13 protein-coding genes are annotated in these 14,672 nt (G+C 71.4%); all 13 read left to right on the plus strand.

All coding sequences use genetic code 11. The features are described 5' to 3' along the window. The first annotated feature begins 131 nt into the window (after positions 1 to 131). The 13 genes from ACLIBK_RS18500 to ACLIBK_RS18560 all read left to right on the plus strand — a co-directional run bounded on the left by ACLIBK_RS18500 (position 132) and on the right by ACLIBK_RS18560 (position 14,575). On the plus strand, positions 132 to 479 hold the full coding sequence (locus tag ACLIBK_RS18500; RefSeq protein WP_415388771.1) for a cupin domain-containing protein: 348 nt from the start codon (positions 132 to 134) through the stop codon (positions 477 to 479). Further along, positions 476 to 1,288, plus strand: coding sequence for an SDR family NAD(P)-dependent oxidoreductase (locus ACLIBK_RS18505; RefSeq protein ID WP_415388772.1), 813 nt, complete (start codon positions 476 to 478; stop codon positions 1,286 to 1,288). The genes ACLIBK_RS18500 and ACLIBK_RS18505 overlap by 4 nt, the downstream gene beginning before the upstream one ends. Further along, complete coding sequence (locus tag ACLIBK_RS18510; RefSeq protein ID WP_415388773.1) at positions 1,285 to 2,262, plus strand: 3-hydroxyacyl-CoA dehydrogenase family protein; 978 nt, start codon at positions 1,285 to 1,287, stop codon at positions 2,260 to 2,262. Before ACLIBK_RS18505 ends, ACLIBK_RS18510 begins: the two co-directional genes overlap by 4 nt. Positions 2,263 to 2,427: 165 nt before the next feature. Further along, on the plus strand, positions 2,428 to 3,378 hold the full coding sequence (locus ACLIBK_RS18515) for a 3-keto-5-aminohexanoate cleavage protein (protein WP_415388774.1): 951 nt from the start codon (positions 2,428 to 2,430) through the stop codon (positions 3,376 to 3,378). Next, a complete protein-coding gene (locus ACLIBK_RS18520) occupies positions 3,365 to 4,306 on the plus strand; it encodes a hypothetical protein (protein WP_415388775.1) in 942 nt (313 codons plus the stop codon). Before ACLIBK_RS18515 ends, ACLIBK_RS18520 begins: the two co-directional genes overlap by 14 nt. After that, complete coding sequence (locus tag ACLIBK_RS18525) at positions 4,303 to 5,034, plus strand: dienelactone hydrolase family protein (RefSeq protein WP_415388776.1); 732 nt, start codon at positions 4,303 to 4,305, stop codon at positions 5,032 to 5,034. The genes ACLIBK_RS18520 and ACLIBK_RS18525 overlap by 4 nt, the downstream gene beginning before the upstream one ends. A 103-nt stretch (positions 5,035 to 5,137) precedes the next feature. Then, positions 5,138 to 6,121, plus strand: a complete 984-nt coding sequence (locus ACLIBK_RS18530) for a Bug family tripartite tricarboxylate transporter substrate binding protein (RefSeq protein ID WP_415388777.1) — start codon at positions 5,138 to 5,140, stop codon at positions 6,119 to 6,121. Positions 6,122 to 6,244: 123 nt separating this feature from the next. Beyond that, the gene (locus ACLIBK_RS18535) at positions 6,245 to 7,243 is read left to right on the plus strand and encodes a Bug family tripartite tricarboxylate transporter substrate binding protein (protein WP_415388778.1); all 999 of its coding nucleotides are present in this window, start codon (positions 6,245 to 6,247) and stop codon (positions 7,241 to 7,243) included. Between the two features lie 418 nt (positions 7,244 to 7,661). Further along, positions 7,662 to 8,621: a D-2-hydroxyacid dehydrogenase gene (locus ACLIBK_RS18540; protein WP_415388779.1), complete on the plus strand. Its 960-nt coding sequence runs from the start codon at positions 7,662 to 7,664 to the stop codon at positions 8,619 to 8,621. Further along, entirely contained in the window at positions 8,618 to 9,808 is a 1,191-nt protein-coding gene (locus ACLIBK_RS18545) for a M24 family metallopeptidase (protein ID WP_415388780.1), read from the plus strand. The genes ACLIBK_RS18540 and ACLIBK_RS18545 overlap by 4 nt, the downstream gene beginning before the upstream one ends. Before the next feature lie 232 nt (positions 9,809 to 10,040). Beyond that, positions 10,041 to 10,994, plus strand: coding sequence for an amidohydrolase family protein (locus ACLIBK_RS18550; RefSeq protein WP_415388781.1), 954 nt, complete (start codon positions 10,041 to 10,043; stop codon positions 10,992 to 10,994). Positions 10,995 to 11,186: 192 nt separating this feature from the next. Next, positions 11,187 to 13,538, plus strand: coding sequence for a xanthine dehydrogenase family protein molybdopterin-binding subunit (locus tag ACLIBK_RS18555; RefSeq protein WP_415388782.1), 2,352 nt, complete (start codon positions 11,187 to 11,189; stop codon positions 13,536 to 13,538). Between the two features lie 29 nt (positions 13,539 to 13,567). Then, positions 13,568 to 14,575: an amidohydrolase family protein gene (locus tag ACLIBK_RS18560; protein ID WP_415388783.1), complete on the plus strand. Its 1,008-nt coding sequence runs from the start codon at positions 13,568 to 13,570 to the stop codon at positions 14,573 to 14,575. The last annotated feature ends 97 nt before the right edge of the window (positions 14,576 to 14,672 follow it).

Genomic DNA, 14,672 nt, shown 5'->3' on the forward strand with positions numbered 1-14,672 from the left:
GTCACCGGCAAGCGCGTGACCTTCGCCTTCTTTCCCTGGAACTGGGACCGTGGCGATGGCTGCATCATCCGCCTCGTCGCCATCACCGATCCGGGACAGAACTACCGCATCGAGACGGGGGAGAGCTTCTGATGCTGGTGAAGCGCTTCGCCGAAGCCAAGCCCTACGAGGCCCCCAACCACTTCGACATGAAGGGGCTGCGCCTGCAGGGTTTCGAGCCCGGCGGTCCGGAGAAGTTCTGGACCGGCCTGTCGCATTTCCTGCCCGGCGGCGGCGCCGGCCCGGACAGTTCGCCGCTGGAAAAGGTCTACGTCGTGCTGGCCGGCGAGGTCACGGTGCGCGCGGACGGCGAGGAGGTCGTGCTCAAGCCCTACGATAGCTGCTGCATCGGCGGCAACGTGGTGCGCGAGGTGGTGAACAACAGCAACGTCGTCGCCACCATGCTGGTGGTGATGCCCTATCCGGAGAAGGCGTCGTGAGCGGCGCCGGCGACAGCTGGCTGCGCGACCCGCTCTCGCTGTTCGGCGTGCGCGGCAAGGTGGCGATCGTCACCGGCGCCTCGGGCGCCTTCGGGGCGTTGGCGGCCAAGGTGCTGGCCGGCGCCGGCGCCAGGGTCGTGGCCGCGGCCGGCAGCCAGGGGCCGCTGGACGAGGTGCTGGCCGAATGCCGCGCGCTGGGCGCGGAAGCCGAGGGCGTGAACCGCCGCCCGAGTTCCGAGGCCGAGTGCGACGCCATCGTGCAGGCCGCCGTGGGGCGCTTCGGCCGGGTGGACATCCTGGTGGTAGCCTCGGGCAAGAACGACGTGGCCAAGATCACCGAGATGGCACCCGAGCGCTTCCTGGACGTGATGGACGCCAACGTCACGCAGTCCTGGCTGATGGCGCGCGCCGCCGGCAAGCAGATGCTGCAGCAGGGCGAGGGCGGCAAGGTCGTGCTGATGTCTTCCGCCCGCGGGCTGCTCGGCCATCCCGCCGGCTATTCCGCCTATTGCGCCTCCAAGGCCGCGGTGGACGGCATCACCCGCGCGCTGGGCTGCGAATGGGGCGACACGGGGATCACCGTGAACGCCATTGCGCCCACCGTGTTCCGCTCGCCGCTGACCGCCTGGATGTTCGAGGACACCGAGCGCGCGGTGAACGTGCGAGCCGGCTTCCTGGCGCGCGTGCCCAAGGGACGGCTGGGCGAGCCCGCAGACCTCGCCGGGCCGCTGCTGTTCCTGGCGTCGCGGGCTTCGGATTTCTACACCGGCCACGTGCTCTACGCCGATGGCGGGTACACCGCGGGATGAGCGCCGCGCCGCTTCCCGTCACGGTGATCGGGGCCGGGCTGATGGGCCACGGCCTGGCGCAGGTCTTCGCCGCCGGCGGCCATGCCGTGTCGGTGTACGACCCGGCGCCCAACAGCCTGGCGACGCTGCGCGACCGCATCCGCGGCAACCTGCGCGACCTCGGCGAGGATGAGTCGGCGGCCGAGCGCGTGACGCCGGTGCCGAATCTCGCGGAGGCGGTGCGCGGCGCGGGCTTCGTGGTGGAAGCGGCGCTGGAAGACCTCGCGGTCAAGCAGGAGCTGTTCGCCCGCATCGAGGCGGCCTGCCCGGCGGAGACCATCCTGGCCAGCAACACCTCGGTGATCCCGATCACCCGGATCATGGAGGGGCTGCGCGACCGGTCGCGCGCGCTGGGCACGCACTGGTGGAACCCGCCCTTCCTGGTACCGCTGGTGGAGGTGATCGGCACGGAGTGGACCGCGCCCGCGGTGGTGGAGCAGGTGATCGCGCTGCACCGCGGCCTCGGCAAGGTGCCGGTGCATGTGAAGCGGGACGTGCCGGGATTCGTGGGCAACCGCCTGCAGCACGCGCTGTGGCGCGAGGCCATCGCGCTGGTGGAGGAGGGGATCTGCGACGCCGAGACCGTGGACCTCGTGGTGAAGAACAGCTTTGGCCGCCGCCTGGGCGTGCTGGGGCCGATCGAGAATGCCGACCTGGTCGGCCTCGACCTGACCCTGGCCATCCACCGCACGGTGCTGCCGGCCATCGACAGCCGGCCGGAGCCCTCGCCGTTGCTGGAACAGCTGATCGCAGCGGGCAAGCTCGGCATGAAATCCGGCGAGGGCTTGCGGCGCTGGACGCCGGAGCAGCAGGCGGCGCTGCGCCGCGACATGGTCGAGACGCTGAAGCGGGCGCGCGCGAACGACGCCCGCGGCGACACGGAAACGCAGAAGGACGCGAGCCATGGAGACCGGGAGCCCCGCGCGGAGGGCTGACGCGACGCCTCGCGCACGGGCCGGCACGCGGCTGCATCGGCAGCTCGTCGAATCGCCGGCGCGGGACGGTGGGCGCCGGGCTGGTTCCCCGGGCCGTGGTGGTGCGCGGGGCCGGCCGTGCGCCACAGTAAGCATCCCTCTCATCCGCCCCGCAGGAGCGCCGACATGAGCAAGCCGCCCAGCAAGTCCGCCAACAAGGTCATCATCACCTGCGCGATCACCGGGGGCATCCACACCCCCACCATGTCCGACGCGCTGCCGGTGACGCCCAACGAGATCGCCGAGCAGGCCGTGGCGGCGGCGGAAGCGGGCGCTTCCATCCTGCACCTCCATGCGCGCGACCCCCAGGACGGGCGGCCGACGCCCGACCCCAAGGTGTTCATGGAGTTCCTGCCGCGCATCAAGCAGGCCACGGGGGCGGTGCTGAACATCACCACCGGCGGCGGTCTGAACATGACGGTGGAGGACCGGCTGGCCGCACCGTTGCAGGCGAAGCCCGAGATGTGCTCGCTCAATATGGGCTCCATGAACTTCGGCATCTTCCCGCTGGCCGACCGCTACAAGGAATGGAAGCACGACTGGGAAGAGCCCTACCTGCGCGGCACGGACGACTTCATCTTCCGCAACACCTTCCGCGACATCGCCCGCATCCTGCAACTGCTGGGCAAGGACCACGGCACCCGCTTCGAGCACGAGTGCTACGACGTCGGTCACCTCTACAACCTCGCGCATTTCGTCGATCGCAAGCTGATCGAGCCGCCCTTCTTCGTGCAGACGATCTTTGGGATCCTCGGCGGCATCGGGTCCGACTGGGACAACGTGCTGTTCATGAAGAACACCGCCGACAAGCTGTTCGGCGGCGACTACGTCTGGTCCGTGCTGGCGGCGGGGCGGCAGCAGATGCCGATCTGCACCCAGGCGGCGATGATGGGCGGCAATGTGCGCGTCGGGCTGGAGGACAGCCTGTATATCGGGCGCGGCAAGCTCGCGACCTCCAATGCCGAACAGGTGGCCAAGATCCGCCGTATTCTCGAGGAGCTGGGGCTGGAGGTCGCTACCCCCGCCGAGGCGCGCGAGCGGCTGGCGCTGAAGGGCGCCGACCTTGTCGGCTTCTGAAAACGGCGAGCGCGTCGAGATCCGGGAGCACCGGATCCCGACGCCGGGCAGCAAGCCCTATATCTGCGCCCCCGGCCCGGACGGACGGCTGTGGTTCTGCGAGAGCGGCACCGCCCGCATCGGCTGCCTGGACACGCGCAGCGGCGCATTCGCGGAGTTTGCCCTGCCCACGCCGGACAGCACGCCCATCGGCATCATCGCCGGCGCCGACGGCGCGCTGTGGTTCACGGAGAACACGGCCAACAAGGTCGGCCGCATCACCGTGGATGGGCGGACCACGGAATTCGCGCTGCCCACGCCGGATTCCGGGCCCAACGGCATCGGGCTGGGGCCGGACGGCAATGTCTGGTTCTCGCAGACCGAGGCCGGGCAAGTCGCGCGCATCACCCCCGAGGGCGTGGTGACGGAATTTGCGGCCGGATTCACACCGGGCTGCCGGCCGCTGTCGCCGGTGTCGCGGGATGGGGCGCTGTGGTTCAGCGAGGCGGCGGCGAGCCAGGTGGCGCGCGTGTCGCTCGACGGGGTGGTGGTGGAGTTCCCGATCCCCAGCCCCGACAGCCAGCCGCGCGCCATGGTGGTGCATCCGGATGGCAGCATCTGGTTCGTGGAAACCAGCACCAACGCGCTGGGTCGGATCGATGCCGCGGGCGGGATCACCGAACACCCCGTGCCGACGCCGGACGCATCGCTGCGCGGCGTCACGGTGACGCCCGATGGCGAGCTGTGGTTCACCGAGAACGCGGCCAACCGCATCGGCCGCATGGCGCCGGATGGGCGGATGCTGGGCGAGTATTCCATCCCTACCGCCAACAGCGGCGCGCGCTGCATCGCGGCCATGCCGGACGGAAGGCTGTTCTTCACGCAATACGATGCCGGGCTGATCGGCGAGGTCGTCCGGCATGGGCCGGCAGGGGAGAAGCGGGCATGACGGTCGAAACCATCCGGTATTCCTGCGGCGCGGTGGAAGGCGTGGGCGCGCTGGTGCGTGGCCCGGCGGCCGATGCGCGCAGCCCACTGCTGCTGGTGTCGCCGAACTGGCTGGGCGTCACGGCGGAGGCGATCGAGCGCGCCGGGCGCCTGGCCGGCGAGCACGGCGTGGCCTTCGTGGCCGACATGTACGGTGAAGGCCGCACCGCCGCCGGCCCGCAGGAGGCCATGCCGCTGGCCAGTGCGCTGCGCGCCGATCCGGAGGAGCGCCGCCGCCGCATCGCCGCCGCACACGAAACGCTGATCGCCGAGGCGGCGCGCCGGGGCGTCGGCGACCCCGCACGCTGCGCCGCGGTGGGCTTCTGCTTCGGTGGTGGCAACGTGCTGGAACTGGCGCGCGGCGGTGCTGCGCTGAAAGCCGCGGTGTCCGTGCACGGCGACCTCAAGTCGCCGCTGCCGGCGGTGCCCGGGGCGGTCAAGGCGGCGCTGCTGGTGCTGCACGGGTCGCGCGACCCTGCTGCCCCCAAGGCCGAGCGCGACGCCTTCGAGGCCGAAATGGATGCCGCCGGGGCCAAGTGGCAGATGCTCACCTTCGGCGGCCTCGTGCACTCCTTCTGCGAGGAGGACGCGGCCACGCCGGGCCTCGCGGAATACGACCCGGCCGCGGCGCGGCAAAGCTATCGCCTGATCGGCCAGTTCCTGGAGGATGCCTTCGAAGCACGCCTGTAACCGCCCGGAGGCCGCCCGAAGGCACCGCAGAGTGCCCGGGCTGGCCGCGACAAGGGGCGGGGAAACCGCGGGGGCGCCCGGAAACGCGTGGGAGGAAAAAACGATGAAACGAGTCCTGGGGCGGCTGCTGCCGGCCCTGCTGCTGGCGTGCTACGCCTGGACGGCGCGGGCGCAAACCTACCCGGACCGGCCGATCCGCATCATCGTCCCGATCGCGCCGGGCAGCGTCACCGACATCATCCTGCGCGCGGCGGCGCCGGAACTGTCGCAGCGGCTGGGGCAAACCGTGCTGGTGGAAAACCGCGCCGGTGCCAACGGCATCGTCGGCGCCCAGGCCTGCGCCCATGCCGCGCCGGACGGCTACACGCTCTGCGCCGTCTATCACGCCACCACGTCCTTCAACCCGTTGCAGTTCGACCGGCTGCCCTACAATGCCGACACCGACTTCACGCCGATCACCAGCCTGTTCCTGCTGACGGAGGTGCTGGTGGCCTCGGCGCAAACGCCGGTGCGCTCGGTGGCGGAGCTGCGCGACTACGCGAAGACCCACGTGCTGAACTTCGGCACGCTGGGCGGCGGTTCCCTGCAGGAGCTGCTGGTGCGCTGGCTGAACACGCAATGGGGCAGCAACATCGCCGGCGTGCCGTACCGCGGCGGCGGGCCGATCGCGCTGGCGGTGGCCAGCAACGAGATCCAACTGGGCAACATGGGGCTGGGCAATTTCCTCGGACAGATTTCCGCCGGCACGGTGCGGCCGCTGGCGGTGACCACCACGCGGCGCTCGCCGCTGCTGCCGGAAACCCCGACCTTTGCCGAGGCCGGGCTGGGCGGCTTCCCGTCGCGCGGCTGGTGGGGGCTGGTAGGGCCCGCCGGCCTGTCGCGTGAGGTGGTGGGCAAGCTCAACGCCGCCGTGGTGGCGCTGTTCAGCGAGCCGGCTTTCGTGGGCTTTCTGGAACGCCAGGCGGTGCAGCCGCAGGTCGGCACGCCGGAAGCCTTCGCGGCCTTCATGCGCGAGGACCGGGCCGGGGCGGAGCAGCTGGTGCGGCTGGCCAACCTGCCGCGCGACGAGTACCGACCCGCGCCCTAGGGCGCCGGATCAGCCAGGATCAAGTTGACCGCGATGTGGTGCATTTGTACCGTATCACGGTCCAAGAAGAAGGGTGGCCGCTTCGAGCGGACCACCGGCGCCAGGGCGGGAAAGGAAGCAGTCATGACACTGCTGGGATTGCGACGCGGGGTGCTGGCCGCGTTGGTCGGAGGCGCCGCGGCCTGGGTGTCCGGCGGTCCCACTGCCGCGCAGCAGCCCGCCCCGGCCTGGCCCAACCGGCCTATCCGCGTGATCATCCCGCAGCCTCCGGCCGGTGTCCTGGACCTGCTGGTACGCGCCTTGGCGGAGCCGCTGCGTCAGCAACTGGGCCAGCCCCTGCTGGTGGACAACCGGCCGGGCGGCAACAACGTCGTTGGGCTGGAAGCCTGCTCCCAGGCAGCGCCGGACGGCCACACGCTGTGCGCCGTGTCCTTCGAGGTGATGACGACCTTCGCGCATGTGCAGCCCTCGCTGTTCGCGCGTTACTCCTCCATCGTTCCGGTGACGCAGATCGCGCGCAATGCCGGCGTGGTGCTGGCGCATCCGTCCGTGCCGGTGGGGGACCTGCGCGGCTTCGTACAGTGGGCGCGCAGCCGCCGCGACCTGAATTATTCCTCCTCCGGCGCGGGCTCCACCGGCAATCTGCTGTGGGAATACATCAAGGCGCGCGAGAGCCTGCCGATGGAGCACGTGCCCTATCGCGGCATCATCGAAGCCTTCAACGAGATGGCGGCAGGGCGGGTGCAGGTGTCCTATATCGCGCTCGGTTTCGCGCTGGAGGCCATCGCCACCGGCCGGGTGAAGCCACTGGCGGTGCTGGGCGCCGACCGCTCGCCGCGCCTGCCCGACGTGCCTTCGATGGGCGAGCTGGGCTACGACTTCCCCTTCAGCAGCCCCTGGTGGGGCTTCGCCGCCCCTGCCCGCACGCCCCCCGCCGTGCTGGAAAGCATCGCCACCGCCACCCGCGCCGCCCTGGCCGATCCCGAACTGCGCACCCGCTTCCTGGAACCCCAGGCCTACGAGAGCGTCGGCAGCACCCCTGCCGAGTTCGCCGCCATCGTGGAACGCGAACGCGCCGGCGCCGCCGACCTCGTCCGGGTCGCGGGCGTGACGCCGGAATGACGCGGGGCGAGGCCAGCGTTGCGCCGTGCGGCGGCCCGGGCTGGTGGGGCGGGTTGGCTGCGGTGTTCGGGCCTTGGCCAGGGGCTCTGCCCCTGGATCCTCAGGGCAAAGGCTCCGCCTTTGCCCGAGCCGGGGAGTTGCGGACTCCCCGGACCCCGCGTTTGGCGCTCCGCGAGGAGGGGCTGCGGGATAGGTTTTGCGTGTGGCGCGACAGTGGCCTCGGCCCCTCCTCGCGGAGCGCTCATGAGGTCGAGGAGCCTAAGCTCCTCGCGGGGTGTCCAGAGGGGCGGCGCCCCTCTGGCCCCCGCCGAACATCCCGGCAAACCCATCACCACCCGCCCGAAACCCCGCACGGAACAACGCTGGTAGCACATCGCGTGACCCGGTGCCGCGGCGCATCCTGTTCGACGGAGTTGCCATGCGCACGGAAGTCCTGATCCTCGACCACGAGCCGGAGATCTACGCCGAGGCGCTGGGGCCGCTGTTTCCGGAGGTGACCTTTCACACGGCGACCGAGCCGGAGGCGGCGCTGCCGCTGGGACGAGAGGCCGAGGTTCTGGTGGCGCTGGCGCATGCGGTGTCGGCGGAACAGCTGGCGGCCATGCCGCGGCTGCGCTGGGTGGCGGCGCTGAGCACGGGGGTGGACCATCTCCTCGCGCAGCCAGGGCTGCGGCCGGAGGTGGTGGTGACCAACGGCCGCGGCATCCACGGGCCGCAGATGTCCGAGATGGCCTTCCTGTACATGATCTCGCTGCTGCGGGATTTCCCGGCGATGCTGGCCAACCAGCGGGCGCATCGCTGGCAGCGCTGGCCGCAGCGGCTGCTGCTGAACAAGACCGTGGTGCTGCTGGGCATCGGCGCCATCAGCGAGGAACTGGCGCGGCGCTGCCAGGCTTTCGGGATGCGGGTGCTGGGCGTCAGCGACGCGCGAACGGAAGCGCCGGGCTTCGACGCGGTGCTGCCACGCGCCCGGCTGGAGGAAGCGGCGGCGCAGGCCGACGTGCTGGTGGCGCTGGTGCCGCTGACGGAAAGCACCCGCCACATGGTCAGCCGCGCGGTGATCGCGGCGATGAAGCCGGGCGCCATCCTCCTCAACCTCGCGCGCGGGCCGGTGGTGGACGAGGCGGCGCTGATCGAGGCGTTGCAGGAGGGTCGCCTCGGCGGCGCCGGGCTGGATGTGTTCGAGGTGGAGCCGCTGCCGGATGCCAGCCCGCTCTGGGACATGCCCAATGTCATCGTCACGCCGCGGGTCGGCGGCATGAGCGACGTTTACGCCCACCAGGCGCTGCCGCTGATGGAGGAGAACCTGCGGCTGTTCCTGGCCGGAGATATGGCGCGGCTGCGCAACCTCGTGCAGCGCCAGGGAGAACGGGGATGAGCGGCACGGAACGCATCACCACGCGGGTGTCGGATGCGGAGCTGGAACGGCGCTGGGCCGCCGCGCGGGCGGCCATGGCCGAGCGTGGGCTGGACGCGCTGGTGATGCAGAACACCAACGACTGGCTCGGTGGCCACGTGAAGTGGTTCACCGACATCCCCGCCAACAACGGCTATCCCCGCACGGTGGTGTTCCACGCCGAAGAGCCGATGACGGTGGTGGAGATGGGTGCCTTCGGCGTGCGCCGCGACCTGGAAGGGCGCGACCCCATCCATCGCGGTGTGGGCGAGCACCTGTTCACGCCCTCCTTCTTCTCCATCCCCTACACGCTCAGCTACGACGCGGAACTGGCGCTGGGGGCGCTGCGCGCGCATGGGGCACGGCGCGTCGGGCTGGTGGGCGCCGGCGCCCTGCCGGCTGCCCTGACGGATGCGCTGCGGCGGGAATATCCCGGCGAGGCGCTGGCCGATGCCACGGAGGCCGTGGACCGGATCAAGGCGATCAAGAGCGAGGAGGAGGTGGCGCTGATCCGCCGCACCGCCGCGCTGCAGGACGCGGTGTTCGCCAAGGTGCTGGAAGGCATCCGCCCCGGCATGCGCGACGTAGAGCTGACCGCCCTGGCGCAGCGCGAGGCGCAGGTGCTGGGCAGCGAGCAGGGGATCTTCCTGGGCTCCTCCGCGCCGCTGGGAGTGCGGGCGGGGTTCCAGAGCCGCCACATGCAGGGGCGGACGATCCAGGCCGGCGAGCACTTCTCCCTGCTGATCGAGGTCAACGGCCCCGGCGGCTTCTACACGGAGATCGCGCGCACGGTCGTGCTGGGCCGCGCCTCGGCGGAAGTGCTGGACGGCTTCGCGGCGGTGAAGGCGGCGCAGGACCACACGCTGGGGCTGCTGCGGCCGGGGGTGCCCTGCCGCGACGTGGCCGCGGCGCATGACGCTTACATGCAGGCGCGCGGGCTGCCGCCGGAGATCCGGCTCTACTGCCACGGCCAGGGCTATGACATGGTGGAGCGGCCGCTGATCCGCGCCGACGAGAGCTGGGAGATCGCGGCGGGCATGTGCCTGGCCGTGCACCCCGGCTACGAGACGCCCAGCCTCTTCGCCGTGATCTGCGACAACTACATGATCGGCGCGGACGGCCCCGGCGCGTGCCTGCACGCGACGGAGAAGAAGGTATTCGAGATCTGATGCCGGCAGGCCGGCGTCCCGGTCCCATGAAGGAGGGAAGCCGGGGGGAGGTATCCCCCCGGACCCCCTTCTATTTTCGGGAGTCTTCGGGCGTGCCGGTGTCCGATGGCGCACTGCAAGTTCCCGAAAAAAGGAGGGGGACTGGGGGAGTTCACTCCCCCGGCCTTCTCCACCCCACCCGCACCATCGCTTCGCCGGTGCAGGGGCCAACCGTGACAGGAGGAAGCCGCTGATGCGCAAGATCGCGCTCGAAGAGCATTTCATGACGCCGGGCATGAACGGCTACTGGCTGCCCACGGTGGAGGACCTGCCCCCCGCCCTGTTCGAGGAGGTGCGCGGCCGGCTCTTCGACTTCGGCGAGCGTCGCCTGGCCGCCATGGACGAAGTGGGCATCGAGCGCGCGGTGCTGTCCCTGGCCGGGCCGGGCGTTCAGGTGGAGCCCGACGCCGCGGTGGCGGTACGCGCGGCACGGGAATGCAACGACCAACTGGCGGCGGAGGTGGCGAAGAACCCCGCCCGCTTCTCCGGCTTCGCACATTTGCCCCTGCAGGACGCGCCGGCCGCGGCGGCGGAGCTGGAGCGCTGCGTGACCGAGTTGGGCATGGTGGGGGCGCTGGTGAACGGCCAGACGCTGGGCACCTATCTGGACGACCCGCGCTACGAGGTGTTCTGGGAACGCGCGGCGGCGCTGGGAGCGCCGGTGTATATCCACCCGAACGATCCGCCGGCGCCCTATGGCGGCTGGGCGGATGCCAAGATCCTGTCCCGCGCCGCCTGGGGCTGGACGGTAGAGACCGCCACCCACGCGCTGCGGCTGGTGTTTTCCGGCGTCTTCGACCGCTACCCCGCCGCGCGGGTGGTGCTGGGCCATATGGGTGAGACGCTGCCCTACCTGCTGTGGCGCCTGGACAGCCGCACCAAGCTCTACAAGGCCGAGCGGCCGTTGCAGCACCCGCCGTCGCATTACATCCGGAGCAACATCCTGGTCACGATTTCCGGCCAGTGCGCGGCGGAGCCGCTGCTCTGCGCCCTGGCCTCGCTGGGCGAGGACCGGGTGATGTTCGCCACCGACTACCCCTTCGAATCCGCCGAGGTGCATGGCCGCTTCATGGACGCCGCTCCGGTGAGCGAGGCGGTGCGCGCCCGCATCTGCCACGGCAACGCGGAAGCGCTATTCCGGCTGTAAAACCGCACCGCCGCGTCGGCCGCGTTCCGGCCGGCTCGGGCCGACGCCCAGCCGGCCCGGAGCGGCACCCAGCAGGCACGCTTCCGTGCTGTCCGTCGCGCTTGCCAGGGACGGGCGTTGCTGCTTTGGGATGCCGCAAGGCCGCAGCGCGCCGGCGGCAGGTTTTCCGGCGCAGGAGCGGGAGGAATTTCCATGGCCCTCGATGCGGTGATCCCCGCTTCCGGCAACTGGACCGGGCGGGTGGAGGACGAGGCGCTGCTGCGCGGCCTCGGGCGCTACGGCGACGACGTGAAGCCGGCCGGCGCGGCGGCCGCCTTCTTCGTGCGCTCCCCCTATGCCCATGCCGCGATCCTGTCGGTGGATGCCGAGGCCGCGCGCGCCATGCCCGGCGTGCTGGCGGTGCTGACCGCGGCGGAACTGGCCGCGGCCGGGCTGGGCACGGTCAGCGGCGCCGCCATTCCGCAGCTCAGCCGCGACGGCAAGCCGATCGCCAAGCTGTTCCGCCCCGCCCTGGCCGGCGAGCGGGTGCGCCACCTCGGCGAGCCCGTGGCCCTGGTGGTGGCCGAGACCGTGGCCCAGGCGCAGGACGCGGCCGAGGCCGTGGCGGTGGAATACGACCCGCTGCCCACGGTGACGGAGGCCGAGGCCGCCGTGGCCCCGGATGCGCCGCAGCTCTGGCCGGAAGCGCCCGGCAACGTGGCGCTGGACTGGGTCGGGCCGCCTGACCCGGAAGGCAGGAACATCGCCGCCGTGGATGCCGCCTTTGCCCGGGCTGACAAGGTGGCGCGCATTTCCCTGCCGAACCGGCGGCTGGTGGTGGCCTCGCTGGAGCCGCGCGTCGCCACGGCCAGCTTCGACCCCGCCACGGGGCACTACACGCTTCGCGCGCCCTCGCAGGGAGCCTCGGGGCTGAAGGGCCAGGTGCAGGCCACCATGGGGCTGCAGCCCGACCAGCTGCGGGTGATCAGCGAGGATGTCGGCGGCGCCTTCGGCATGAAGTCCGGCGGCTATCCCGAATACCCCGCCCTGCTGGTGGCGGCGCGGCAGCTGAACCGCCCGGTGCACTGGGTTTCCACCCGTTCCGAGGCCTTCGTCACGGACAACCAGGGCCGTGGCAGCGACTGGTCGGCGGAGCTGGCCATGGACGCCGAAGGCCGCTTCCTGGCGCTGCGGGTGGAGGGGCTGGCCAATCTCGGCGCCTACCTCACGGGCGTCGCCACCTTCGTGCCGACCGGGCTGGTGATGCTGTGCCTGCCCAGCGTCTACGACATCCCGCTGATCGCGCTGAGCGTGCGCTGCGTGATGACCAACACCGTGCCCACCGGGCCCTATCGCGGCGCCGGGCGGCCGGAGATCAACTTCCTGCTGGAGCGGCTGGTGGAGGAAGCGGCCCGCGTCGCCGGGCTGGACAGCGCCGAGCTGCGCCGCCGCAACCTGATCACCCCCGACCAGATGCCCTACAAGACCGCCGTCGGCACCACCTACGACAGCGGCGACTTCCCCCGCATCTTCGAGGCCGCGCTGCGCCACGCCGACCACGCCGGCTTCCCCGCCCGCAAGGCGGAAGCGGCGGCACGCGGCAAGCTGCGCGGCCTGGGCGTCGCCTGCTTCCTGGAAAACAGCAACGTCATGCCGGAAGAGCCGGCCCGCATCACCTTTCCCGGCGACGGTACGGTGCAGGTCAGCGTCAACCCGGTGTCCTCCGGCCAGGGCCACGTCACGGTGTTCGGCGCCCTGGCGGCGGAACGGCTGGGCGTGCCGCGCGAAGCGGTGCGGCTGGTGAGTGGCGACACCGCGCGCGACGTGCCCGGCGCCGGTGCGGTGGCCTCGCGTTCCGCGATGACCACGGGCGGCGCCATCGCCAACACCGCCGACGAGGTGCTGCGCAAGGCCCGCCGCGTGGCCGGCCTGCTGCTGCAGGCCGGCGAGGAGCAGGTGGAATACAGCGACGGCCAGTTCAGCGCCGGCGGTGGCGGCGGGCTGACCCTGCTGGAGGTCGCCGCCCGCGCGGCGGAATTGCAGCGCCAGGGCGTGCTGCCCGAATCCCTGGACACCACGGGCAAGGTCTTCGCCCCCACCGCCTTTCCCAACGGCTGCCACGTGGCCGAGGTGGAGATCGACCCCGACACCGGCGACACCGCCATCACCTCCTATGTCGCGGTGGACGACTGCGGCCGGGTGCTGAACGCTACCATCGTGGAAGGGCAGATCATGGGCGGCGTCGCCCAGGGCATCGGCCAGGCGCTGACGGAGAACACGGTCTACGACGCCGAGAGCGGGCAGCTGCTCTCCGGCTCCTTCATGGACTACGCCCTGCCGCGGGCCGACCTGATCCCCGGCATCAGCAGCCGGCACATCGAGGTGCCCTGCACCACCAACCCGCTGGGCGTGAAGGGCACCGGCGAGGCCGGCACCACGGCCGCCCCGCCCGCCATCATCGGCGCGGTGACGAACGCGCTGCCGCCGGCCGCCGCGGCGCTGGTCACCATGCCCGCCACGCCGCAGAAGATCTGGCAGGCGTTGCAGGACGCGGCCGCGGGTTGACGCGGCGCAGGGGAGGGGAGGGGGCCGCGATGCTCGACATCTACACGCATATCCTGCCGGCGGATTTCGCGCGGGAGCTGGACCGGACCTCGCCCAAGCTGGGCAACATCAGCAAGCGGCTGCGCGGGGTGCAGCCGCTGCACGACATGGAGGCGCGCTTCCGCGCCATGGACGCGGTGTCGGACTACCGGCAGGTGATCTCCCTGCCCAACCCGCCGCTGGAGGAGATCGCCTCCGCCGCGGAGGGACAACTGCTGGCGCGGGTGGCCAACGACGCCATGGCCGAGCTCTGTGCCCGGCACCCCGACCGCTTCCCCGCCTTCGTGGCGGCGGTGTCCATGCTGGACATGGGGGGCGCGGAGCGGGAAGCCGAGCGCGCGATCCGCGAGCTCGGCGCGCGGGGCGTGCAGATCTTCACCAACGTCGCCGGCCAGCCGCTGGACCGGCCGGAATACCGGCCGATCTTCGCGCTCGCCGCGGCGCACGACCTGCCGCTCTGGCTGCATCCCGCCCGCACCGCCGACATGCCGGACTATGCGGCGGAGGCGAAGAGCCGCTACGAGATGTGGTGGTGCTTCGGCTGGCCCTACGAGACCTCGGTCGCCATGTCGCGGCTGGTCTTCTCCGGCGTTTTCGACCGGTATCCCGGGCTGAAGATCGTCACGCACCACTGCGGCGGCATGATCCCCTACTTCGACGGCCGCGTCGGTCCGGGGCTGGAGGTGCTGGGCAGCCGCACCTCGGACGAGGATTATTCCGGCGTGCTGCCGGCCCTGAAGCGCCCGCACATCGAGTATTTCCGCGAGTTCTACGCCGACACCGCCATGTTCGGCAGCAGCACCGGCCTGCACAGCGGCCTGCGCTTCTTCGGCGCACGCAAGCTGGTCTTTTCCACCGACGCGCCGTTGGGCCCGCTGCTGGACACCATCCGCGCCCTGGATGCGCTGGAGCTGAGCGTCGACGAACGCCGCGACGTCATGTCCGGCAACGCCGAACGCCTCCTGCGTCTGCACGAACCCACCGTTCCGCCGGGCTGACCCTCGCCGGGCGGGCGCTGGCTGGTCCGTGGCTGGGGGCTGTTCCGGGATGGGGCGGTTAGTCCTGGGGTGTTCGAGCGTTGGCCAGGGGCTCTGC

Origin of the sequence: Roseomonas sp. BN140053, from assembly GCF_047690175.1 — a bacterium.
Classification (GTDB): Bacteria; Pseudomonadota; Alphaproteobacteria; order Acetobacterales; family Acetobacteraceae; genus Roseomonas.

Coding starts and splice junctions, on each gene's coding strand:
- ACLIBK_RS18500 (WP_415388771.1), top strand. CDS start 132: ATGCTGGTGAAGCGCTTCGCCGAAGCCAAGCCCTACGAGGCCCCCAAC.
- ACLIBK_RS18510 (WP_415388773.1), top strand. CDS start 1,285: ATGAGCGCCGCGCCGCTTCCCGTCACGGTGATCGGGGCCGGGCTGATG.
- ACLIBK_RS18515 (WP_415388774.1), top strand. CDS start 2,428: ATGAGCAAGCCGCCCAGCAAGTCCGCCAACAAGGTCATCATCACCTGC.
- ACLIBK_RS18525 (WP_415388776.1), top strand. CDS start 4,303: ATGACGGTCGAAACCATCCGGTATTCCTGCGGCGCGGTGGAAGGCGTG.
- ACLIBK_RS18530 (WP_415388777.1), top strand. CDS start 5,138: ATGAAACGAGTCCTGGGGCGGCTGCTGCCGGCCCTGCTGCTGGCGTGC.
- ACLIBK_RS18535 (WP_415388778.1), top strand. CDS start 6,245: ATGACACTGCTGGGATTGCGACGCGGGGTGCTGGCCGCGTTGGTCGGA.
- ACLIBK_RS18540 (WP_415388779.1), top strand. CDS start 7,662: ATGCGCACGGAAGTCCTGATCCTCGACCACGAGCCGGAGATCTACGCC.
- ACLIBK_RS18545 (WP_415388780.1), top strand. CDS start 8,618: ATGAGCGGCACGGAACGCATCACCACGCGGGTGTCGGATGCGGAGCTG.
- ACLIBK_RS18550 (WP_415388781.1), top strand. CDS start 10,041: ATGCGCAAGATCGCGCTCGAAGAGCATTTCATGACGCCGGGCATGAAC.
- ACLIBK_RS18555 (WP_415388782.1), top strand. CDS start 11,187: ATGGCCCTCGATGCGGTGATCCCCGCTTCCGGCAACTGGACCGGGCGG.
- ACLIBK_RS18560 (WP_415388783.1), top strand. CDS start 13,568: ATGCTCGACATCTACACGCATATCCTGCCGGCGGATTTCGCGCGGGAG.